The 23,285-nt window shown below is 69.4% G+C and carries 18 protein-coding genes; 14 read left to right on the top strand and 4 right to left on the bottom strand.

Annotated elements, in window-relative coordinates; all coding sequences use genetic code 11:
• Positions 1-7 precede the first annotated feature (7 nt).
• From BM060_RS09420 to BM060_RS09405, 4 genes are read left to right on the top strand one after another with little or no spacing between them, the layout of a single operon-like run.
• Positions 8-1,471, top strand: a complete 1,464-nt coding sequence (locus tag BM060_RS09420; protein ID WP_074979688.1) for an MFS transporter — start codon at positions 8-10, stop codon at positions 1,469-1,471.
• Positions 1,464-2,003, top strand: coding sequence for a GNAT family N-acetyltransferase (locus BM060_RS09415; protein WP_083426747.1), 540 nt, complete (start codon positions 1,464-1,466; stop codon positions 2,001-2,003). Before BM060_RS09420 ends, BM060_RS09415 begins: the two co-directional genes overlap by 8 nt.
• Before the next feature lie 15 nt (positions 2,004-2,018).
• Entirely contained in the window at positions 2,019-3,836 is a 1,818-nt protein-coding gene (locus BM060_RS09410) for an ABC transporter ATP-binding protein (protein ID WP_074979435.1), read from the top strand.
• Between the two features lie 21 nt (positions 3,837-3,857).
• Complete coding sequence (locus BM060_RS09405; RefSeq protein WP_074979433.1) at positions 3,858-4,871, top strand: aldo/keto reductase; 1,014 nt, start codon at positions 3,858-3,860, stop codon at positions 4,869-4,871.
• An 852-nt stretch (positions 4,872-5,723) separates the two neighbouring features.
• Here the strand turns inward: BM060_RS09405 and BM060_RS09400 are convergent.
• Together BM060_RS09400 and BM060_RS09395 are read right to left on the bottom strand one after the other, a co-directional pair.
• Positions 5,724-6,821, bottom strand: coding sequence for a sigma-54 interaction domain-containing protein (locus tag BM060_RS09400; protein WP_074979431.1), 1,098 nt, complete (start codon positions 6,819-6,821; stop codon positions 5,724-5,726).
• An 8-nt stretch (positions 6,822-6,829) separates the two neighbouring features.
• Entirely contained in the window at positions 6,830-8,017 is a 1,188-nt protein-coding gene (locus BM060_RS09395; protein WP_074979429.1) for an acyl-CoA dehydrogenase family protein, read from the bottom strand.
• A gap of 519 nt (positions 8,018-8,536) precedes the next feature.
• On the opposite strand from BM060_RS09395, the gene BM060_RS09390 reads away from it, so the two are divergent.
• The 5 genes from BM060_RS09390 (at position 8,537) to BM060_RS09370 (ending at position 14,153) form a co-directional block, all read left to right on the top strand.
• Entirely contained in the window at positions 8,537-9,019 is a 483-nt protein-coding gene (locus BM060_RS09390; RefSeq protein ID WP_074979427.1) for a formate dehydrogenase subunit gamma, read from the top strand.
• Entirely contained in the window at positions 9,013-10,575 is a 1,563-nt protein-coding gene (locus tag BM060_RS09385; protein WP_074979425.1) for an NADH-ubiquinone oxidoreductase-F iron-sulfur binding region domain-containing protein, read from the top strand. Before BM060_RS09390 ends, BM060_RS09385 begins: the two co-directional genes overlap by 7 nt.
• On the top strand, positions 10,572-13,451 hold the full coding sequence (gene fdhF, locus BM060_RS09380; protein ID WP_074979423.1) for a formate dehydrogenase subunit alpha: 2,880 nt from the start codon (positions 10,572-10,574) through the stop codon (positions 13,449-13,451). Before BM060_RS09385 ends, fdhF begins: the two co-directional genes overlap by 4 nt.
• Positions 13,448-13,669 (top strand): formate dehydrogenase subunit delta, encoded by a 222-nt coding sequence (locus BM060_RS09375; RefSeq protein WP_074979421.1) that lies wholly within the window; start codon positions 13,448-13,450, stop codon positions 13,667-13,669. Before fdhF ends, BM060_RS09375 begins: the two co-directional genes overlap by 4 nt.
• A gap of 85 nt (positions 13,670-13,754) precedes the next feature.
• The gene (locus BM060_RS09370) at positions 13,755-14,153 is read left to right on the top strand and encodes a GFA family protein (RefSeq protein ID WP_043266559.1); all 399 of its coding nucleotides are present in this window, start codon (positions 13,755-13,757) and stop codon (positions 14,151-14,153) included.
• Between the two features lie 6 nt (positions 14,154-14,159).
• Here BM060_RS09370 and BM060_RS09365 read toward each other — a convergent pair whose 3' ends face one another.
• Positions 14,160-14,897: a class I SAM-dependent methyltransferase gene (locus tag BM060_RS09365; protein ID WP_074979419.1), complete on the bottom strand. Its 738-nt coding sequence runs from the start codon at positions 14,895-14,897 to the stop codon at positions 14,160-14,162.
• A 103-nt stretch (positions 14,898-15,000) separates the two neighbouring features.
• Positions 15,001-15,744, bottom strand: a complete 744-nt coding sequence (locus BM060_RS09360; RefSeq protein WP_061561373.1) for an SDR family NAD(P)-dependent oxidoreductase — start codon at positions 15,742-15,744, stop codon at positions 15,001-15,003.
• A gap of 393 nt (positions 15,745-16,137) precedes the next feature.
• Here BM060_RS09360 and BM060_RS09355 point away from each other — a divergent pair, with 393 nt between their 5' ends.
• The 5 genes from BM060_RS09355 to BM060_RS09335 all read left to right on the top strand — a co-directional run bounded on the left by BM060_RS09355 (position 16,138) and on the right by BM060_RS09335 (position 23,121).
• Complete coding sequence (locus BM060_RS09355; protein WP_135499795.1) at positions 16,138-16,944, top strand: substrate-binding periplasmic protein; 807 nt, start codon at positions 16,138-16,140, stop codon at positions 16,942-16,944.
• 88 nt (positions 16,945-17,032) lie between these two features.
• Positions 17,033-19,294 (top strand): OsmC domain/YcaO domain-containing protein, encoded by a 2,262-nt coding sequence (locus BM060_RS09350; RefSeq protein WP_074979417.1) that lies wholly within the window; start codon positions 17,033-17,035, stop codon positions 19,292-19,294.
• 905 nt (positions 19,295-20,199) lie between these two features.
• Positions 20,200-22,221 (top strand): ribonucleoside triphosphate reductase, encoded by a 2,022-nt coding sequence (locus tag BM060_RS09345; RefSeq protein ID WP_074979415.1) that lies wholly within the window; start codon positions 20,200-20,202, stop codon positions 22,219-22,221.
• Between the two features lie 46 nt (positions 22,222-22,267).
• Entirely contained in the window at positions 22,268-22,426 is a 159-nt protein-coding gene (gene nrdD, locus BM060_RS09340) for an anaerobic ribonucleoside-triphosphate reductase (RefSeq protein WP_074979413.1), read from the top strand.
• A complete protein-coding gene (locus tag BM060_RS09335; protein ID WP_074979411.1) occupies positions 22,423-23,121 on the top strand; it encodes an anaerobic ribonucleoside-triphosphate reductase activating protein in 699 nt (232 codons plus the stop codon). Before nrdD ends, BM060_RS09335 begins: the two co-directional genes overlap by 4 nt.
• Positions 23,122-23,285: the final 164 nt, after the last annotated feature.

Below are 23,285 nucleotides of genomic sequence, written 5' to 3'. Positions count from 1 at the left end.
CGCAGCCATGCGCCCCCTGCTCCCCGCTACCGATGCCCCGGCGCGCGGCGGTCGCCTGGTGCCGATGATCACCGGCGCCGCGCTGTTCATGGAGCTGCTGGACAGCACCGCGGTGCTCACCGCGCTACCTCAGATGGCCGCCGACTTCGGCGAGGCCGCGGTGCGCATGAACCTGGTGGTGTCGCTGTACCTGCTGGCGGTGGCGCTGTTCGTGCCGGTCAGCGGCTGGGTCGCCGACCGCTTCGGCCCGCGCCGGGTGCTGCTGGCGGCCATCGGCCTGTTCATGCTGGCTTCGCTGGCCTGCGCGGCGTCCACCTCGCTGCTGCAGCTGTCCCTGGCGCGCCTGGCCCAGGGCGCCGCCGGGGCGCTGATGGCGCCGGTGGGCCAGGTGCTGCTGTTGCGCTGGTCGACGCCGGACACCCTGCTGCGCAACATGGCCGCGCTGGCCATCCCGGCGCTGGTCGGGCCGCTGCTCGGCCCGCCGCTGGGCGGGCTGCTGGTGGACCTGCTGTCGTGGCACTGGATCTTCCTGGTCAACCTGCCCATCGGCGCGCTGGGCATCGTCCTGATCCTGAGCTTCATCCCCGACTTCCCGGGCGATCCGCAGCGGCGCCTGGACCGCCGCGGCTTCCTGCTCAGCGGCTGCGCCCTGGCGGCGCTGGTGTTCGGCTTCGAGGCCCTGGGCCACCGCCTGCTGCCGCTGCCGCTGGTGGCCACGCTGCTGGCCGCCGGCGCCTGCGCCGCGCTGGCCTACTGGCGCCATGCCCGGCGCCACGCGGCGCCGCTGATCGACCTCGGCCTGCTGCGCATCCCCACCTTCGCCACGGCGATCTGGGGCGGCAACCTGTTCCGCCTGGGCAGCGCCGCGCAGCCGTTCCTGATGGTGCTGATGCTGCAGCTGGGCTTCGGCCTGGGGGCGCTGGACGCCGGGCTGCTGACCCTGGCCGGAGGCGCCGGCGCGCTGAGCGTGAAGTTCCTCTCGGTGCGCATCGTCCAGCGCCTGGGCTTCCGCCGCACCCTGGTCGGCAACGCCCTGCTCTGCGCCCTGTCCATCGTCGGCTGCGCCCTGCTGCGCGCCGACACGCCCCTGTGGCTGCTGCTGGGCCTGCTGTACCTGAGCGGCCTGCTGCGCTCGCTGCAGTTCAGCACCCTGGGCGCGCTGACCTTCTGCGAGGTGCCGCGCGAGCTGGCCAGCCGCGCCAGCAGCCTGTCGGCGATGTCCATGCAGTTGGCCATGAGCCTGGCGGTGGGCCTGGCCGCCAGCCTGCTGGGGCTGGTCATGCACGCCCAGGGCCATGCCCAACCACAGGTCGCCGACCTGTCCCTGGCGATGCTCGCCGGGGCGCTGCTGTGCGCCGCCTCGGCGCTGTCGTTCCGCCGCCTGGGCGAAGCCGCCGGGGCCTCGGTCAGCGGCCACGCCAGGCCCTCGCTCGCCGATAGCGCATGCCCCAAGGAGACCGCCCATGGCTGAGCCCATTCCCGCGCTGATCCGCGCCGTTCGCCCAGGCGACGCCCGGCCCATCGCCGAAGCCCACGTGCAGAGCTGGCAGGCGACCTACCGCGGGCTGCTGCCGGACAGCTACCTGCAGGGCCTGGCCGACAACCTGCAGCGCCGCGTCGACTTCATCGACAACGCCATCCGCAACGGCAGCCGCGACATCCGCGTGGCCGAGCGCGAGGGCGCGGTGGTCGGCTGGAGTTCCTTCGGCCCCAGCCGCGACCCCGACGTCGAGCCCGGCACCGGCGAGCTCTATTCCATCTACCTGGTGCCGGCGGCCTGGTCCGCCGGCATCGGCCGCGCGCTCTGGCTGGCCTCGCGCCAGGCCCTGGAGGCCGCGGGCTTCGCCCGCGTCACCCTGTGGGCGCTGGACGGCAACGCGCGCGCCGAGCGCTTCTACCGCGCCGCCGGCTTCACCCCGCAAAGCAACGCCTCGCGGGTCTTCGAGGAGGACGGCACGGCCTTCCCGGTGACCCGCTACCTGCTGCCCCTGACCCACGCCTGAAGGACCCTACCCGCCATGAGCCACACCCCGGACGACACCGCCGGCGAACGCCAGGCCCACGCCTGGAACATCCGTTACCTGCCGGAGGCGCCGGTACCTTTCGTCATCCACTTCGTCAGCCAGTACCGCTGGGCCTACCTGGCGATCCTGCTGCTGCAGATCACCGCGGTGGTCTGCACCGTGCTGATCCCCTGGAGCCTCGGCCAGGTCACCCGCCTGGTGAACGCCAACGGCACGACCGACGCGCTGTTCTGGCCGGTGGCCGGCTTCGCCGTGCTGGTGGCCCTGGAGGTGGTCTTCACCCGCAGCGCCAACACCATCAACATCCGCGTGCTGCCGCGCCAGCGGGCGCGCGTCACCCACACCGTCTACGCCTACCTGCAGCAGCACTCGCACCGCTTCGTCAGCAACGAGTTCGCCGGCGCCCTGGCGCACAAGGTCTCGGAAGTCGCCATGGGGGTGAACCAGACCATGAACATCCTGCTCTTCGACCTGATCCCGCTGCTGGTCACCCTGAGCCTGGCGAGCCTGGTGCTGGCCAGCGCCTCGGGCCTGCTGGCGGCGTTCATGCTGGGCTGGTCGGTGCTGTTCATCGGCGTCTCCTTCCTGCTCGCCCGGCGCAGCCACCCGCTGGCGCAGCAGTACTCCGCGGCGCGCAGCATCAGCACCGGCAAGGTGGTGGACGCGGTGACCAACCTGAGCAACGTGCGCCTGTTCGCCCGGCACTCCCACGAGCTGGACTACCTGTCCGGCTACCTGGACCGCGAACTGGCGGCGGCCGGCCGCTCGCTGGGCTACATGGAGAAGATCCGCTGGTTCCAGAACAGCTGCGGCATGGCCCTGAAGATCGGCATGCTGCTGCTCACCCTGTGGCTGTGGCGCAGCGGCGCCATCAGCATCGCCGCCTTCGTCATGGCCACCAGCATGGCGCTGCTGATCATCAACGACGTGGCCAGCCTGTCGCGGCGCTTCCTGGAGCTGTTCGAGGCCACCGGCAACATCGCCAACGGCGTGCGCACCCTGATCCGTCCCCACGAGGTGGTGGACAGCCCCGATGCCCGCCGCCTGGAGGTGCACCAGGGCAGCGTCGAGTTCCGCGGCGTGCGCTTCGGCTACCACCCCGGCCAGCCGATCTTCGAGCAGCTCGACCTGCGCATCCCGGCCGGCCAGCGCATCGGCCTGGTGGGCTTCTCCGGCTCCGGCAAGTCCACCCTGCTCAACCTGCTGCTGCGCCTGTACGACGTCGACGGCGGCCAGGTGCTGATCGACGGCCAGGACATCCGCGAGGTGACGCAGCACTCGCTGCACCGGCAGATCGGCCTGATCCCCCAGGAGCCGGGGCTGTTCCACCGCAGCATCCGCGAGAACATCCACTACGGGCGCCTGGAGGCCAGCGCCGAGGAACTGGCCGCGGCCATCCACGGCGCCGGCGCCAGCGCCTTCATCGAACGCATGGAGCACGGCTACGATTCCCTGGTGGGCGAGCGCGGCGTAAAGCTGTCCGGCGGCCAGCGGCAGCGCATCGCCATCGCCCGGGTGCTGCTGAAGAACGCGCCCATTCTGGTGATGGACGAGGCCACTTCCAGCCTGGATTCCATCACCGAGCGCTTCATCCAGGACCAGCTGGACAGCATCATGCAGGGCAAGACCGTGATCGTGGTGGCCCACCGCCTGTCGACGGTGGCGCACCTTGACCGCATCATCGTCTTCGACAAGGGCCGTGTGGTCGAGGACGGCAGCCACCAGGAGCTGCTGAAGAAGCGCGGCCAGTACTACCGCCTGTGGAGCCGGCAGTCCGACGGGCTGTTCCAGGAAGAGGCCGAGGCGGTCTGAATTTCCCAACCGGAGAGCGACATGAACTACCGAACCCTGGGCCGCTCCGGCCTGCAGGTCTCCCCCCTGGCGCTGGGCAGCATGATGTTCGGCGGCCAGACCGACGCCGCCGCCTCGCGGCGCATCATCGACCAGGCGCTGGAACGCGGGATCAACTTCATCGATACCGCGAACGTCTACAACGACGGGCGCTCGGAAGAGATCGTCGGCCAGGCCATCGCCGCGCGCCGCGACGACTGGGTGCTGGCCTCCAAGGTCGGCATGGGCCCGGCGGACGCCTGGCCGAACCGCCGCGGCCTGGGCCGCAAGCACATCGCCGCGGCCCTGGACGCCAGCCTCAAGCGCCTGGGCACCGACTACCTGGACCTCTACTACCTGCACCGCGAGGACCCGCAGACGCCGCTGGAGGAGACGGTCGCGGCCATCGGCGACGCCATCGCCCAAGGCAAGGTGCGCCACTGGGGGCTGTCCAACTACCGCGGCTGGCGCATCGCCGAGGTGGTCCACGTGGCCGAGCGCCTGGGCGTGCCCCGGCCCATCGCCAGCCAGCCGCTGTACAACCTGGTGAACCGCCAGGCCGAGACCGAGCAGTTCACCGCCGCCGAATTCCACGGCCTGGGCGTGGTGCCCTACAGCCCGCTGGCCCGCGGCGTGCTCAGCGGCAAGTACCTGCCGGGGGTGGAGCCGGCCGCCGACAGCCGCGCCGGGCGCCAGGACAAGCGCATCCTGGAGACCGAATGGCGCGCGGAGTCCCTGGAGATCGCGCAGAAGGTGAAGGCCCACGCCGAGGCGCGTGGTGTCGGCGTGGTGCAATTCGCCATCGCCTGGGTGCTGAACAACGCCCTGGTCAGCGCAGCCATCGTCGGCCCGCGCACCGAGGAGCAATGGCAGGACTACCTGAAGGCGCTGGACGTGCGCCTGGACGCCGAGGACGAAGCCTTCGTCGACGCCCTGGTCACCCCCGGCCACGCCTCCACGCCGGGCTACAACGACCCTACCCACTTCGTCCCCGGCCGCCGCCCGCGCGGGGCATGACAGACGCCAGCCGCGCCGAAGCGCTCTTCGTAGGAGCGAGCTTGCTCGCGAACGGGGCTTCCCGGTTGTGCCGGTGCATCGGGCTGACTCCGCCCCTATCCCTAACCCTCTCCCTGAAGGGAGAAGGGACTGTTCGGCGTATTGGGGGTATTCCACAGTTAGCCGGCAAGCACGAAGCATCCGGCATAGGCCATTCCTCCCGTTGGCACGGACTAGCCCCCTCTCCCTTCAGGGAGAGGGCTGGGGAGAGGGTGCTCTTGCTCCTGGCACCGAAGCCCCGGGAAGCCTCGTTCGCGAGCAAGCTCGCTCCTACGAAAAGCCGTGCCCGCCCGTATGAGTAGCTTCGTAGGATGGGTATCGCACGAAGCAATACCCATCCTACGGGGTGCACGTTTACCTGTAGGAGCGGATTTATCCGCGATTGCGCCGGCAGGGCCGGCGCCATGGATCGCGGACGGAGTCCGCTCCTACGGGAGCGTGTGTTTGCCGGAGGGCGCAGGAATGACTGTCCCCCAGCCGCGCCGAAGTGCTCTTCGTAGGAGCGAGCTTGCTCGCGAACGAGGCTTCCCGGTTGTGCCGGTGCATCGGGCTGGCTCTGCCCCTCTCCCTAACCCTCTCCCTGAAGGGAGAGGGGACTGTTCGGCGTATTGGGGGTATTCCACAGTTAGCCGGCAAGCACGAAGTATCCGGCGTAGGCCATTCCTCCCGTTGGCACGGACAAGCCCCCTCTCCCTTCAGGGAGAGGGCTGGGGAGAGGGTGCTCTTGGCTGGCACCGAAGCCCCAGGGAGCCCCGTTCGCGAGCCAGCTCGCTCCTACGAAAAGCTGTGCTCGCCCGTCCTCTTCCGCCCAGTTCAGATCGACAGCCGCACGATACGGCTGGCCAACGGCGCCGGCGTGCGGCGCTTGTTCACCACCAGTTCGCCGGCGGCGATCAGCCGGGCCCTGACGATGTTGCGGCTGAGCCCCAGCAGGTCGGAGGTGTGCACCTGGTTGGCATGGCAGAACTGGTAGGCCTCGCGCACCAGCAGGCTTTCCACCTGCCCATGCACGTCGCCGCCGCGCTCGCGGAACAGGCGCAGGAAGGCGCGTTCCAGCTGCGCTTCCAGCGGCTCGTCGGCGCCGGTCGCGCCCTCCAGGCGTTCCGGGCGCAGCCCCGGCAGGCGCAGGTCGTCGGCCTCGATGCGGCCGCCCTGGCAGACCAGCAGGGTGTGGTGGATGACGTTCTCCAGCTCGCGGATGTTGCCCGGCCAGTCGTACTCCGCCAGCTTGCGCGCCGCCACCTCGCTCAGGTCGACCGCCTCGAAGCCGAGCTTGCGCCCGTAGGTGCCGATGAAATGCCGCACCAGCGGCAGGATGTCGCCGCGCCGCTCGCGCAGCGCGGGCAGCTGCAGGGTGACGACGTTGAGGCGGTAGTACAGGTCCTCGCGGAAATGCCCGGCGTTGATCGCCTTCTCCAGTTGCACGTTGGTGGCCGCCAGCACCCGCACGTCGATCGGGATGCCCCTGCGCGAGCCCAGGCGCACCACTTCGCGCTCCTGCAGCACGCGCAGCAGCTTGACCTGGATGGGCATCGGCAAATCGCCGATCTCGTCGAGGAACAGGGTGCCGCCGTTGGCCGCCTCGAACCAGCCAGCCTTGGCACTGAGAGCGCCGGTGAAGGCGCCCTTCTCGTGGCCGAACAGCTCGGCCTCCACCAGGGATTCGGAGAAGGCCCCGCAGTTCACCGCGACGAAGGGCCGGTCGCGCCGGCCGCTCAAATTGTGGATGTGACGTGCGACCAGCTCCTTTCCCGTGCCGGTCTCACCGATGATCAGGACGCTGGCCTCGCTGGGGGCGACCTGTTGCAGATGGGAGAGAAGCGCCTGCGATTTCGGGTCTTCGAAGACCTGTGCGGTTGCCCGGATCGAGGTGGCCAGTGTCGGGTTGGGTGGGAGGGTCAGCAGTTGCATGGGCTTCCTTACGAGTAGAACGTGGGCGAAGGTCGCTGCCGGTTGAGCGCCCAGGCGCCAAGCTCCTGGACGCGGTAATCGAGGGGGTCGTGCAGGCTCTGGGTGCGCAGGTTGCGCCAGTGCCGGTCCAGCCGCAGCGCCGCGTGGGTGGCGCGGGCGCCGGTGACTTCGAACAGGCGGCTGCAGAGTTCCAGGCCCACGCGGGTGGCGGCGACCTTGGCGGTGCCGATGGCGACGGCCAGCTCCGCGCGCTCCTCGGCGCCCAGGCGCTGCTCCTTGCCCCAGGCCGCGTCGAACTGCGCGGCGGCGCGCTCCACCAGCAGGCGCACGCCCTCCAGGCCGACCCAGAAGTCGCCGTAGTGGCGCAGCACGTACGGGTCCTCGCTGATGCGCTCGGCGCTGGAACGGAACCAGGGCCGCGCCTCCTTGAGGGTGTAGCCGCGGAACTCCTCGAAGGCGCCTTCGGCGATGCCGAGGAACATGTGGGCGAAGATCAGCTGCGCCAGCAGCGGGCGCAGGCAGGCGAAGGGCGTGCTCAGCGGGCCCGGGTCGAGCAGCAGCTCGGAGCGCTCCACGCGCACCCGCTCGAAGGTCACGCTGCCGCTGTCGGTCTGCCGCTGGCCCATGTTGTCCCAGTCGTCGTGCACGCCGATGCCGCTGCGGCCGCTGGGCAGCGCGGCGATCAGCAGCTTGCCGCCGGCGCTTTCGTCCACCGCCGAGGCGATCAGCATCTCCGAGTCGTTGGCGCCGGAACAGAAGCTCTTCTTGCCGGAGAACTCGCACCAGCCGTCGAACCACTTCACCTGGGTGCGGGTGTCCAGCGGGTTCAGGGCATTGCCCCAGAACCAGTTCTTGCGCGCGGTCAGCTCGAACCACGGCTGCCACTGCTCCGGGCGCGAGAACAGGCGCACGGTGGCCAGCATCAGGTGGTGGAAGCCGAACACGTGGGCCACCGAACTGTCGGCCCGGGCGAACTCGCGGACCACCTCCAGGGTCAGCGACCAGTCCGCGCCATGGCCGCCGAAGGCGCCGGGAATGCTCAGGGCCAGCAGGCCGCTGTGACGGATGGCGTCGCGCTCGGCCTTGGGCGTGCCGCCGCGCTCGTCGCGTTCGGCGGCGTTCTCGGCAAAACCGGCGGCCAGCTGGCGGGCGATCTGCAAAGGGTTGAGGATGCGGCTTTGCTGGTTGGCGCTCACACGGGATCCCTCGTCGGTCGGGGCGGCCTTCAGGCGGGCGCCGCCCCGGCAATGAACCTTCGGCCGCGGCCGCCATGGGCCCGGCCGGCGAAATTGAACTGCACGCAAGGCCGAGCAATAACCATTCCAGCGGCCGCCGGGCCGGTTTGCGCGGCCTGAAGCGGGCGGCTTGTTGTTATCTGAGCAACAACTGTTGATTCGCTGTTGCCCCGGCGCTTCCGCCGATCGGCAACCCCTGGCGCCGCGCCGGCGCAGCAGCTAAACCCGCTAATAGGGAAGACGCCGGGCCAGGGCGCAGGTCGGTTTCAGGATGCGCCGGGTCGCTTGGGTGCAAACCCCGGGCGAGCAGGATGGCAAGCTTGCAGGATGCCCCCGGACCGGTGCGTCAAGACACCCGGCCGGCGGCAGGGATGGCGACCGGGTGAACCACGCAGCCGTGACGTGGACGGTACGCCGCAGCCGAAGACACCGGAGGTTTGCCGCCAAGGCAGGCCGGTCCGCGATGCCGAGGTACGCTGTATGCCTGATGAGACGCTTCACCTGCCCCTGATCCACGACGTGCTGGCACGCGAGAAGGACGCCCCCGGCGCCCTGCTGCCGATCCTCCACGCCATCCAGGACGGCTGCGGGTACGTTCCCGACCTCGCCGTCGCGGAAATCGCCCATGCCCTCAACCTCAGCCAGGCCGAGGTGCGCGGGGTGATCAGCTTCTACCACGACTTCCGCACCGCGCCGCCGGCGCGCCACACCCTGCGCCTGTGCCGCGCCGAGTCCTGCCAGAGCATGGGCGCCGAGCGCCTGGCCGCGCAGTTGCGCGAACAGCTGGCGCTGGACGACCACGGCACCAGCGCCGACGGCAGCATCAGCCTGCGACCGGTGTACTGCCTGGGCGCCTGCGCCTGCTCGCCGGCCCTGGAGCTGGACGGCCGGCTGCACGCGCGGCTCACCGCCGAGCGCCTGCGCGAGCTGGTCAACGGCTGCCTGGAGGATGGCGCATGCTGAAGCTCTTCCTCCCCCGCGACTCCGTCGCCCGCGCCGTGGGCGCGGAACAAGTGGCCGCCGCCCTGGCCCGCGAGGCCGAGCGCCGGCAACTGCCGCTGGAACTGCGCCGCACCAGCTCCCGCGGCCTCTACTGGCTGGAACCGCTGCTGGAAGTGGAAGACGCCGACGGCCGCCGCCTGGGCTTCGGCCCGCTCAGCGAGCAGGACGTGCCCGCCCTGCTCGACGCCCTGGCCGCCGACGCCACCCCTCACCCGCTGGCCCTGGGGCCAGTGGAGGACATCCCCTACCTGAAGAGCCAGCAGCGCCTGCTGTTCGCCCGCGCCGGCATCACCCGGCCGTTGTCCCTGGAGGACTACCGCGCCCACGGCGGCTTCGCCGGCCTGCAGCAAGCCATCGCCCTGGACGGCGCCGAGGTGGTCGCCGCGGTGCTCGACTCCGGCCTGCGCGGCCGCGGCGGCGCAGCCTTCCCCGCCGGCATCAAGTGGCGCACCGTGCGCGAGGCCCCGGCCACGCCGAAATACGTGGTGTGCAACGCCGACGAAGGCGACTCCGGCACCTTCGCCGACCGCATGCTGATGGAGGGCGACCCCTTCCTGCTGGTCGAGGGCATGGCCATCGCCGGCCTCGCCGTGGGCGCCAGCCTGGGCTACATCTACGTGCGTTCGGAATACCCGGACGCCATCGACACCCTGGAGCAGGCCCTGGCCATCGCCCGCGAGGCCGGCTACCTGGGCGCCGACGTGCTGGGCAGCGGCCGCGCCTTCGACCTGCAGGTGCGGGTGGGCGCCGGCGCCTACATCTGCGGCGAGGAAACCGCCCTGCTCGACTCACTTGAGGGCAAGCGCGGCGTGGTCCGCGCCAAGCCGCCGCTGCCGGCCCTGCAAGGCCTGTTCGGCCAGCCGACGCTGGTGCACAACGTGCTCACCCTGGCCTCGGTACCGGTGATCCTGGCCCGTGGCGCACAGTTCTACCGCGACTTCGGCATGGGCCGCTCGCTGGGCACCATGCCCTTCCAGCTGGCCGGCAATGTGCGCCACGGTGGCCTGGTGGAACGCGCCTTCGGCCTGAGCCTGCGCGAGCTGGTGGAAGGCTACGGCGGCGGCACCGCCAGCGGCCGCCCGCTGAAGGCGGCGCAGGTGGGCGGCCCGCTGGGCGCCTGGGTGCCGCCGGCGCAGTTCGACACCCCGCTGGACTACGAGGCCTTCGCCGCCATGGGCGCCATGCTCGGCCACGGCGGCGTGGTGGTGGCCGACGACAGCCTGGACATGGCGCGCATGGCCCGCTTCGCCCTGCAGTTCTGCGCCGAGGAATCCTGCGGCAAGTGCACGCCCTGCCGGCTCGGCTCCACCCGCGGCGTGGAGGTGGTGGACCGGCTGATCGCCGCCACCGACCTCGGCGCCCGCGAGGAACAGGCGCGGCTGCTCGTGGACCTCTGCGACACCATGCAATACGGCTCGCTCTGCGCCCTGGGCGGAATGACTTCCTACCCGGTGACCAGCGCCCTCAAGCACTTCCCCGCCGACTTCGGTCTGGCGCACACGGAGGCCGACCAGTGATCAACCTCTTCGATCCCTCCACCGACATCGTCGACCTCGGCACCCCGCCCCGCGACAGCGAGGCGCAGGTCAGCCTGAGCATCGACGGCCGCGAGATCAGCGTGCCCGCCGGCACCTCGGTGATGCGCGCCGCCGCGCTGCTGGGCACCAGCATTCCCAAGCTCTGCGCCACCGACAGCCTGGAAGCCTTCGGCTCCTGCCGCATGTGCCTGGTGGAAATCGACGGCATGCGCGGCTACCCCGCCTCCTGCACCACGCCGGTGGCCGAGGGCATGGTGGTGCGCACGCAGACGCCGAAGCTGGCGACGCTGCGGCGCAACGTCATGGAGCTGTACATCTCCGACCACCCGCTGGACTGCCTGACCTGCCCGGCCAACGGCAACTGCGAGCTGCAGACCGTGGCCGGCCAGGTGGGCCTGCGCGAGGTGCGCTACGGCTATGCCGGGGCCAACCACCTGAGCGAGGCCAAGGACGTCTCCAACCCCTACTTCGACTACGACCCGAGCAAGTGCATCGTCTGCAACCGCTGCGTGCGCGCCTGCGAGGAAATCCAGGGCACCTTCGCCCTGACCATCGACGGCCGCGGCTTCGACTCGCGGGTGGCGGCGGCCGGCGGCGACGACTTCCTCGACTCCGAGTGCGTGTCCTGCGGCGCCTGCGTGCAGGCCTGCCCGACCGCCACGCTGATGGAGAAGAGCGTGGTGCAGCTGGGCCAGCCGGAGCGCAGCGTCGTCACCACCTGCGCCTACTGCGGCGTGGGCTGCTCGTTCCGCGCCGAACTCAAGGGCGAGCAACTGGTGCGCATGGTCCCGGACCGCAACGGCCAGGCCAACCACGGCCACGCCTGCGTCAAGGGCCGCTTCGCCTGGGGCTACGCCACCCACCCCGAGCGCATCACCAAGCCGATGATCCGCCAGCGCATCAGCGACCCCTGGCAGGAAGTCAGCTGGGAAGAGGCGCTGAACCACGCGGCCGGCGAACTGCGCCGCATCCAGCTCAAGTACGGGCGCGACTCCATCGGCGGCATCACCTCCAGCCGCTGCACCAACGAAGAGACCTACCTGGTGCAGAAGCTGGTGCGCGCCGCCTTCGGCAACAACAACGTCGACACCTGCGCCCGCGTCTGCCACTCGCCCACCGGCTACGGCCTGAAGCAGACCCTGGGCGAGTCCGCCGGCACCCAGAGCTTCGACTCGGTGATGCAGGCCGACGTCATCCTGGTGATGGGCGCCAACCCCACCGACGCCCACCCGGTGTTCGGTTCCCAGCTCAAGCGCCGCCTGCGCCAGGGCGCGCGGCTGATCGTCATCGACCCACGGCGCATCGACCTGGTGGATTCGCCCCACGCCCGCGCCGAGCTGCACCTGCAGCTGCGCCCGGGCACCAACGTGGCCATGCTCAACGCCCTGGCCCACGTCATCGTCACCGAGGGCCTGGTGAACCAGCGCTTCGTCGAGCAGCGCTGCGAGGCGGCCGACTTCGCCCACTGGCGCGACTTCGTCAGCCAGCCGCAGAACGCCCCCGAAGTGCTCGGCCCGGTGTGCGGCGTGCCCGCCGAACTGATCCGCGCCGCCGCGCGGCTCTACGCCACCGGCGGCAACGCGGCCATCTACTACGGCCTGGGCGTCACCGAGCACAGCCAGGGCAGCACCGCGGTGATGGGCATCGCCAACCTCGCCATGGCCACCGGCAACGTCGGCCGCGAGGGCGTGGGGGTGAACCCGCTGCGTGGGCAGAACAACGTCCAGGGCTCCTGCGACATGGGCTCCTTCCCCCACGAGCTGCCCGGCTACCGGCACATCTCCAACGCCGACGTGCGCAGCCAGTTCGAGCAGGCCTGGGGCGTGAGCCTGCTGCCCGAGCCGGGCCTGCGCATTCCCAACATGTTCGAGGCGGCCCTGGACGGCAGCTTCAAGGCGCTGTACTGCCAGGGCGAGGACATCGCCCAGAGCGACCCCAACACCCAGCACGTCACCGCTGCCCTGTCGGCCATGGAATGCGTGGTGGTGCAGGACATCTTCCTCAACGAGACGGCCAAGTTCGCCCACGTGTTCCTGCCGGGCAGCTCCTTCCTCGAAAAGGACGGTACCTTCACCAACGCCGAGCGGCGCATCTCGCGGGTGCGCAAGGTGATGGAGCCGCTGGGCGGCAAGGCCGACTGGGAAGCGACCATGGCGCTGTCCAACGCCCTGGGCTACCCGATGCACTACCGGCACCCGTCCGAGATCATGGACGAGATCGCCCGCCTGACGCCCACCTTCGCCCGCGTCAGCTACGCCGAGCTGGACCGCCACGGCAGCCTGCAGTGGCCGTGCAACGACGCCGCGCCCGACGGCACCCCGACCATGCACATCGACCAGTTCGTGCGCGGCAAGGGGCGCTTCATGCTCACCGGCTACGTGCCCACCGACGAGAAGGTCAACAACCGCTACCCGCTGCTGCTGACCACCGGGCGCATCCTCAGCCAGTACAACGTCGGCGCCCAGACGCGGCGCACCGGCAACGTCGCCTGGCACCCCGAGGACCGCCTGGAGATCCACCCCAGCGACGCCGAGAGCCGCGGCATCGCCGACGGCGACTGGGTCGGCGTGGGCAGCCGCGCCGGGCAGACGGTGCTGCGCGCCAAGGTCAGCGAGCGGGTGGCGCCGGGGGTGGTCTACACCACCTTCCACTTCCCCGAGTCCGGCGCCAACGTGATCACCACCGACAACTCCGACTGGGCCACCAACTGCCCGGAATACAAGGTCACCGCGGTGGAAGTGGTGCGCGTCTTCCAGCCCTCGGAATGGCAGAAGCGCTACCAGGCGTTCAGCGACGAACAGCGCCGCCTGCTGAAGGAACGCCGCCACGCCGAGAAAGCCGAGGTGCGCCGATGAGCATCGACAACCTGGTCAAGATGGCCAACCAGATCGGCCAGTACTTCGCCAGCGAAGCCGACCGCGAACTGGCCGTGCGTGGCGTGCGCCAGCACCTGCAGAGCTTCTGGACGCCGTCCATGCGCCGCGACCTGGCGGCCTGGCTGGCGCAGCACCCGGAGGCCGACCTGCACCCGCTGGTGCAGGAGGCGCTGAAGGAGCCGGCGGAGAGCGCCTAGCGGGCACGCCGGGGGCGGCCAGGCTATGATGCCGTCCCCGACCGCTGGCGCGCCGGGTCTTCTTCCACCCCCGGGACGCGTGAACATGAGCGAAACCTTCCACGGCAGCTGCCTCTGCGGCCATATCCGCTACCAGCTGTCGACGCCGCCCAAGGCGGTCTCGCACTGCCATTGCAGCCAGTGCCGCAAGGGCCATGGCGCCGCCTTCGCCACCTACGGCAGCGTGCCGCGCAGCGCCCTGAGCCTGCAGGGCGCCGAGCTGCTGAAGACCTTCCACTCCTCGCCCTCGGTCAGCCGCCAGTTCTGCGGCCAGTGCGGCGCCACGCTGTTCTGGTCGGACAGCCAGGGCGACTACCCGGACTGGATCGCGGTGGCCCTGGGCACCCTGGACAGCGACTTCCACTGCGCCAGCCAGAAGCACATCTACACCGCGTCCAGGGCGAGCTGGTACGAGATCGACGGGCACTGGCCGCAGGAGCCCTGAGCGACGCTAACCCTCCAGGCGGCGGGCGCCCACCAACAGCAGCATCGGCCGCTCCAGCTCCTCGGCCAGCGCCGGCCATGCCGCCAGTTGCTCCGCGTCGGGGGCGAACTCGTGCATTTCGCGAATGGCGAAGCCGTTGCCGATCAGCGTGTTGAGGGTGGTGGCCAGGGTGCGGTGGTACTTCAGCACGCCCTTGGCGAACCAGTCGGTGCGGCGCTCGCCCTCCAGCGCGTAGCGGTTCACCGGCCAGGTCTTGCGGCCATCCTGGTCCGCCAGCCAGCCGGGGTGCGCGGCGGCCATGTAGATCGGGTGCTCGATGCTGAATACCAGCGAGCCGCCCGGCACCAGGGCACGCTGGAGCATGCGCACCAGGCGCGGGAAATCGCGCAGGTAGTGGAAGGTCAGCGAGCTGTAGGCCAGCTCGAAGGCGGCCGCCGGCAGCTCCAGGGTCTCCAGGTCGGCCCGGCGGTATTCGATGGCCGCGTCCGGCGTATCGGCGCGGGCCCGTTCGATCATCTTCTCCGACAGGTCGATGCCCAGCACCGTGGCCGCGCCCTGCTCGCGCATCCAGCGCGCGGCCCAGCCGAAGCCGCAACCCAGGTCCAGCACCCGAGCCCCGGCCAGCGCCGGCAGCATGGCGCGCAGCCGCGGCCACTCCGGCGCGCCGTCCAGGCCGTGCACCTGGCGCGGCAGTTGGGTGTAGCCGGCGAAGAAGTCGGGGTTGTCGTAGATGTTCTGCGCCATGGCGTGCTCCTGGATACATTGCGTCCTGGGCGGACATGCAAGCAGAGCGGCGCGCTTGGCACAAGCCTGCGACCTGCGCCGCGCGGGGCGGCGCAGGCGGGTTTCAGCGCAGGGTGTAGCCGTTGTCGACGACCAGGTCCTGGCCGTGGATGCCGCGGGCCTGGTCCGAGAGCATGAAGAGGATCGCATCGGCGACCGCCTCCGCCTCCAGGAAGCGGCCGTCCAGCAGGCGCCCGTTGACGCTGGCGGCGACCTTGCCCAGGGCCTCGTCGTCCAGCCCCAGGGTGCCCCAGATCGGCGTCGCCGTGGGCCCGGGCGATACGACGTTGACGCGGATGCCCTCGCCCGCCAGCTCCACCGCCAGGGTGCGCGCCTGGGCCTTGAGCGCGGACTTCGAGGCGATGTAGGCGGCCAGCCCCGGAAAGCTCACCTGAGACAGGAAGGTGCCGATGAACACCACCGAAGACGGCCGCGCCATCTGCCCGCGCAGGGCGGCCAGGGTGTTCAGCGCGCCGGCGCCGTTGACCGCCCATTGCCGCTGGAACGCCGCCTGGTCCAGGCCGTCGGCCAGTTGCGCGATGCCGGCATTGGGCAGCAGGTAGTCCACCGGCCCCAGTTCCCGGGCCAGGTCCGCCAGGCACTGGAGGTCCTCGGCGCGGGTGACGTCGCCGCTCAACCAGCACAAGTGGCCGCCGGCCTCGTCGAGTTCGGCCGGCGGCACCTCGCGCCGGGCCATGGCCACTACCCGGGTGCCCTCGCGCAGCAGCCGCCGGGCCACGGCCAGGCCGATGCCGGAACCGGCGCCGGTGATCACCGCAAGGGGGGACCTGGAATCATTGCTTGGCATGTACATGCTCCTGATGGTCGTCAGTGGGATACGCCTGGCGCGGGGATTCACACACCGGCGCCAGGAACCATCACCAACTTCCGTGCCAGGGTGAAACCCTCAGCTTTTCAAGGTGTTGAAAGCCACTGAAGTCATCATGACTCTCCGCACAGCGAGTTCTTTCGACTGCACGCAAGGTACTTCGGACTTGATGGCGACCCCGAGCGCCTACGCCTCTCCATTTCCGCCGGGCATTCTGCAACGTAGCGGCAGAGGGCTATCCTTCAGGTAATTCGGAAGGATTCTGCGACGTCGCCTGAGGGCGAATCCGCCGACCGAACGCTCCGGGGCGCGCACCGCCCCTCGGCAAGGGAGCCGCCGACTTCGCCACCCATTCCAGTTCCGGGAGCCGGTATGCCTTGCCAGCCCTTCGCCAGATTCGCCGTGTCCGTCGTCCGCGCCTGGCGCCGCTGCAGGCTGGGCGGCGGCCTGTTGCTGCTGGCATTGGCGGCCAGCGCCGGCGCCAGCGAACACGCGCCGCTGCGGGTGATGACCGACTACTGGCCGCCCTTTCGCATCGAAGGCGCCGACGGCCGCATCACCGGCCTGGACATGGACCTGCTGGCCGAGCTGGAAAAGCGCACCGGCCTGCGCTTCGAAGTGCACCGCGCGCCCTGGGCCCGCGGCCTGGCCGCCCTGCAGAGCGGCGCGGCGGACCTGATGACGGGCCTGGCGCGCACCCCGGAGCGCGAGCAGTACATCGACTACCTGCCGCAGCCCTACTACGCCTGCGCCCCGCGCCTGTACGCCTCGCCGCAGGAGGCGCCGCGCATCGCCCGCTACGACGACCTGCTCGGCCCCACCATCGGCTACGTGCTGGAATCCGCCTACTTCGAACCCTTCGACTCCGACAAGCGCCTGAAGAAATTCGGCGTGAACAACGAGACGCAACTGCTGCAGATGCTCTCCCTCGGCCGCCTGCAACTGGTGATAGGCACCGACTGCCAGGTGGACTACGAACTGCGCGACCCGCAACTGGCTAGGCAGATCGTGCGCACCCGCTTCCAGCCGGACAGCCGCACCGAGCTCTACCTCGGCTTCTCCCACCAGCGCCCGCTGACGGCCGAGCGCCAGCTGATCGAAGGCGCGCTGCGGCAGATGCTCGACGAGGGCTGGGTGCAACGGGCGGCCGCGCGCTATCAGCGCACGGATGGGCAGTAGCGCGTCGGACGGGCGAACGGGCGGAGCGCTGCGCAAAACGCTTACAATGACGGGTTATTCATCTCATTTTTTGTCGTGGTAAACCCGCATGGAAATAAAGGTTAATTTCTTAGATAACCTTCGGCTCGAAGCCAAGTTCGACGATTTCACCGTGGTGGCCGACCAGCCCATCCGCTACAAGGGCGATGGCTCCGCACCGGGTCCGTTCGACTACTTCCTGGCTTCGTCGGCGCTGTGCGCGGCCTACTTCGTCAAGCTGTACTGCCAGACGCGCAACATACCCACCGACAACATCCGCCTGTCGCAGAACAACATCGTCGACCCGGAGAACCGCTACAAGCAGGTCTTCAAGATCCAGGTGGAGCTGCCGGCGGACATCTCGGAAAAGGACCGCCAGGGCATCCTGCGTTCCATCGAGCGCTGCACGGTGAAGAAGGTGGTGCAGACCGGGCCCGAGTTCGTCATCGAGGAAGTGGAAAACCTCGACGCCGACGCCCAGGCGCTGCTGATGCCCAGCGCCGATGCGGACTCGCGCACCTACATCCCAGGCAAGGACCTGCCGCTGGAGCAGACCATCGCCAACATGTCGGCGATCCTCGCCGGCCTGGGTATGAAGATCGAGATCGCCTCCTGGCGCAACATCGTGCCCAACGTCTGGTCGCTGCACATCCGCGACGCGCAGTCGCCGATGTGCTTCACCAACGGCAAGGGCGCGACCAAGGAAAGCGCGCTGGCCTCGGCCCTGGGCGAGTTCATCGAGCGGCTGAACTGCAACTTCTTCTACAACGACCAGTTCTGGGGCGAGGACATCGCCAACGCGCCCTTCGTCCATTACCCCGACGAGCGCTGGTTCAAGCCCAGCCGCCAGGACGAGCTGCCGGCGGAAATCCTCGACGCCCACTGCCTGGCCATCTACAACCCCGACGGCGAGCTGCGCGGCTCGCACCTGTACGACACCAACTCGGGCAACGTGGCGCGCGGCATCTGCTCGCTGCCGTTCGTGCGCCAGTCCGACGGCAAGGTGGTGTACTTCCCCTCCAACCTGATCGAGAACCTCTACCTGAGCAACGGCATGAGCGCCGGCAACACGCTGGCCGAAGCCCAGGTGCAGTGCCTGTCGGAAGTCTTCGAGCGCGCGGTGAAGCGCGAAATCCTCGAAAACGAACTGGCCCTGCCGGACGTGCCGCAGGAAGTTCTGGCCAAGTACCCCGGCATCCTCGCCGGCATCCGCGGCCTGGAGGAACAGGGCTTCCCGGTGCTGGTCAAGGATGCATCGCTGGGCGGCCGCTTCCCGGTGATGTGCGTGACCCTGATGAACCCGCGCACCGGCGGCGTGTTCGCCTCGTTCGGCGCCCACCCCAGCCTGGAGGTGGCGCTGGAGCGCAGCCTGACCGAACTGCTCCAGGGCCGCAGCTTCGAAGGCCTGAACGACCTGCCGCCGCCCACCTTCGAAAGCCAGGCGCTGACCGAGCCGAACAACTTCGTCGAGCACTTCATCGACTCCAGCGGCGTGGTGTCGTGGCGCTTCTTCAGCGCCAAAGCCGACTTCGGATTCGTCGAGTGGGACTTCTCCGGCCGGGGCAAGGAGTCCAACGCCGAGGAAGCCGCCACCCTGTTCGGCATCCTCGAAGACCTGGGCAAGGAAGTGTACATGGCGGTGTACGAGCACCTGGGCGCAACGGCCTGCCGCATCCTGGTGCCCGGTTACTCGGAGATCTACCCGGTGGAGGACCTGGTCTGGGACAACACCAACAAGGCGCTGGCCTTCCGCGAGGACATCCTCGACCTGCACCGCCTGGACGACGCGCGGCTGGAGGCACTGCTCGAACGCCTGGAGAACTGCGAGGTGGACGACTACACCGACATCACCACCCTGATCGGCGTGGAGTTCGACGACAACACGGTCTGGGGCCAGCTGACCATTCTCGAACTGAAGCTGCTGATCCACCTCGCCCTGCAGCGCTTCGAAGAGGCCAAGGAGCTGGTGGAGGCCTTCCTCCAGTACAACGACAACACCGTCGAGCGCGGCCTGTTCTACCAGGCCCTGAACGTGGTGCTGGAGGTGGTGCTGGACGACGAGCTGGAGATCGCCGACTACGAGGCCAACTTCCGCCGCATGTTCGGCAACGAGCGGATGGACGCGGCGCTGGGCTCAGTAGACGGCAGCGTGCGCTTCCACGGCCTGACGCCGACCAGCATGAAGCTGGAAGGGCTGGACAGGCACCTGCGGCTGATCGACAGCTACAAGAAACTGCACGCGGCGCGGGCCAGGCTGCAGCCTGTGCAGGACGGCGCCACCGACGCGGGAGGCGGCCTCAAGCCGCGGCGCGTGGCGATTCGCAAGCGCTGATGATGGGTATCGCTGCGCCGAGGGCTCTTCGCAGGATGGGTTGGTGTGTTTTCCTGTGACTGTAGGCATGGGGCTTAAGAGCGCCCTCTCCCTAACCCTCTCCCTGAAGGGAGAGGGAACCGTTCGGTGTGCTTGGGTAGTTTGCAGTTAGCCGGCAAGCACCGTGGCTGCAAGCTGAAACCGCCCTCCTCTCGGCACGGACTAGCCCCCTCTCCCGCTTGCGGGAGAGGGGGCTCTTCGTAGGAGCGAGCTTGCTCGCGAACACACTCCGCTGCGGGGCTCATTCGCGAGCAAGCTCGCTCCTACGAGAAGCCGTTCCACCGGGCACCCCGGCGGCCCGGCCAACGGCGCATAACCGCGAACGGTTATGCGCCCTACGAACTCACCGGCTGACGCTGCATCCCCCCGCCCACGCCAAACAGCCCCCTCTCCCTCCGGGAGAGGGCTGGGGTGAGGGGCTCTTCGTAGGAGCGAGCTTGCTCGCGAACACACTCCGCTGCGGGGCTCATTCGCGAGCAAGCTCGCTCCTACGAGAAGCCGTGCCACCGGACACCTCGGCGGCACGGCCAACGGCGCATAACCGCGAACGGTTATGCGCCCTACGAACTCACCGGCTGACGCTGAACTATCCGCCCACGCCGAACGGCCCCCTCTCCCTCCGGGAGAGGGCTGGGGTGAGGGTACGGAGTCAACCCGACACACCGTAGCCACCCGCAAGCTCCGTTCGCGAGCAAGCTCGCTCCTACACAAACACCAGACCCAGCCGGTCAATACCTCCGATGGCGAAAACCCTCCGGCGCCGAACATTGACCGAGGTCAATCCTTTCCCGGGCGACGCCGTTAGATTCCACAACATCTTGTTGTCTTGAAAATTCAAAACACATCATGTTGTGGAATCCAGCCCAATGACCCAGACACGGAACGCCCCTTTCCCCACCCGCCTGCGCAAGCGCAATGGCGCCACCGCCCCCTTCGACCCGAGCAAGATCGAACGCGCCATCGCCGCCGCCGGCGAGGCCAGCGGCGAGTTCACCGCCGCCCATGCCCAGGCGCTGACGTGCCGCGTGCTGGTGCGCCTGCCGGAGGGCGAGCTGGACGTGGAACAGGTGCAGGACGTGGTCGAGCGCATCCTCATGGAAGCCGCGCACTACCCCACCGCGCGGGCCTACATCGTCTACCGCGAGCGCCACGGCCGCCTGCGCCGCGAGCGCAAGACGCTGGTGGACGTCGCCGCCTCGATGAACGAATACCTCTCGCGGGAAGACTGGCGGGTGCGCGCCAACGCCAACCAGGGCTATTCCCTGGGCGGGCTGATCCTCAACGTCTCCGGCAAGGTCACCGCCAACTACTGGCTGGACGAGGTCTACGACGAAGCCATCGCCGCCGCCCACCGCGAAGCCGACCTGCACATCCACGACCTCGACATGCTCGCCGGCTACTGCGCCGGCTGGTCGCTGCGCACCCTGCTCAACGAAGGCCTCAACGGCGTGCCGGGGCGGGTCGAGGCCGGGCCGCCGAAGCACCTGTCCAGCGCCCTCGGGCAGATGGTGAACTTCCTCGGCACCCTGCAGAACGAGTGGGCCGGCGCCCAGGCCTTCAGCTCCTTCGACACCTACCTCGCGCCCTACGTGCGCAAGGACGGCCTCGGCTATGACGAAGTGCGCCAGGCCATCCAGGAATTCATCTACAACCTCAACGTGCCGTCGCGCTGGGGCACCCAGACGCCCTTCACCAACCTGACCTTCGACTGGGTCTGCCCGGAGGACCTGCGCGAGCAGATCCCCTACGTCGGCGGTGAGGAAATGCCCTTCGCCTACGGCGAGCTGCAGGCGGAGATGGACCTGATCAACCGCGCCTACATCGAGGTGATGCAGGCCGGCGACGCCCACGGCCGGGTGTTCACCTTCCCCATCCCCACCTACAACATCACCCACGACTTCCCCTGGCACAGCGACAACGCCACGCGCCTGTTCGAGATGACCGCGCGCTACGGCCTGCCGTACTTCCAGAACTTCCTCAACTCGGACATGCAGCCCAACCAGGTGCGCTCCATGTGCTGCCGCCTGCAGCTGGACGTGCGCGAACTGCTCAAGCGCGGCAACGGGCTGTTCGGCTCGGCGGAGCAGACCGGCTCGCTCGGCGTGGTGACGCTCAACTGCGCGCGCCTGGGCTACCGCCACCGCGGCGACCTCGCCGGGCTCCACCGCCAGCTGGACTACCTGCTGGGGCTGGCCTTCGACAGCCTGGAGGTGAAGCGCAAGGTCATCCAGCAGCACATGGACGCCGGGCTCTACCCCTACACCAAGCGCTACCTGGGCACCCTGCGCAACCACTTCTCCACCATCGGCGTGAACGGCCTGCACGAGATGGTCCGCAACTTCACCGGCGACCGCGAAGGCCTGCACAACGAGGCCGGCCGGCAGATGGCGCTGGAACTGCTGGACCACGTGCGGGCGCGCCTGGTGGGCTTCCAGGAAGACAGCGGCCACCTCTACAACCTGGAGGCGACGCCCGCCGAGGGCACCACCTACCGCTTCGCCCGCGAGGACCGCAAGCGCCACCCGGACATCCTCCAGGCCGGCACGCCGGAAGCGCCCTACTACACCAACTCCTCGCAGCTGCCGGTGGGCCTCACCGACGACCCCTTCGAGGCGCTGGAGCTGCAGGACGCCCTGCAATGCAAGTACACCGGCGGCACCGTGCTGCACCTGTACATGGCCGAGCGCATCTCCAGCGCCGAGGCCTGCAAGACCCTGGTGCGCAACGCCCTCGGGCGCTTCCGCCTGCCCTACCTCACCGTCACGCCGACCTTCTCCATCTGCCCGGTGCACGGCTACCTCGCCGGCGAACACGAGTTCTGCCCGAAGTGCGACGAAGCCCTGCTGCAACAACGCGCCGCCAGTTGCTGCGGCAGCTGCGGCGGCTGAGCCGGCGACACCCCGCTTCACCAACCGCAAGAAAGGAGCTCTACCGATGAAAGCCAACCAACTGCCCGAAAGCCAACGCCAACGCCAACGCCAACGCTGCGAAGTCTGGACCCGCGTGATGGGCTACCACCGCCCGGTGTCGGCCTTCAACGCCGGCAAGCAGTCCGAGCACCGCGAGCGCTGCCACTTCCGCGAGACGCGATGAGCGCTGAGCTCAGGGTCGGGGGCCTGGTGCCCCTGACCACCCTCGACTACCCCGGCCTGCTGGCCTGCGTGCTGTTCTGCCAGGGCTGCGCCTGGCGCTGCCGCTACTGCCACAACCCGCAGTTGATCCCGGCGCGCGGCGAGGTGGAAATCCGCTGGGCGGACGTCCTGGCCTTCCTCCAGCGGCGCCAGGGCCTGCTGCAGGCCGTGGTGTTCAGCGGCGGCGAAGCGACCCTCCAGGCCGCGCTGCCCGGGGCCATGGCCAAGGTGCGCGAGATGGGCTTGCGCGCCGGCCTGCACAGCGCCGGCATCCAGCCGCGCGCCTTCGCCCGGGCGCTGCCGCACACCGACTGGGTGGGGTTCGACGTGAAGGCCCTGGCCGAGGACAGCGACGCCATCACCGGCGTGCCCCGCAGCGGCCAGGCCAACTGGCGCAGCCTGGAACTGCTGCTGGAAAGCGGCGTGGCCTACGAATGCCGGACCACGGTGCACTGGCAACTGTTCGACCTGGAGCGGCTGCGGCGCCTGGCCACGCGCCTGCGTGGGGTGGGCGTGGAAAACTTCGTGGTGCAGCTGGCCCGCAGCGGACGCCAGCTCGACCCGCAACTCATTGCAACGCCGGCCCCGCAAGGCGCGGCGGCATTGTGGGGCGAGCTGGAAGCGCTGTTCCCGCGATTCGAATTGCGGGATGCCTAGCGAGTTCCTGCTCGCGGAGGGTGTTCGCCGGTTGCCGAAAATCGCGGACGGAGTCCGCTCCTACGCTATCCCACCCACGCCATTCCCCTGTAGGAGCGCGCCCTGCGCGCGATTCGCGGGCAGGGCCCGCTCCTACAAGGAGACTCGGCGCAAGAGGCCGAACG

The sequence above is a fragment of the Pseudomonas citronellolis genome (assembly GCF_900112375.1).
Classification (GTDB): domain Bacteria; phylum Pseudomonadota; class Gammaproteobacteria; order Pseudomonadales; family Pseudomonadaceae; genus Pseudomonas; species Pseudomonas citronellolis.
Note: the sequence above shows the minus strand (reverse complement) of the source record. Positions and strands in the feature narration are given on the sequence as shown.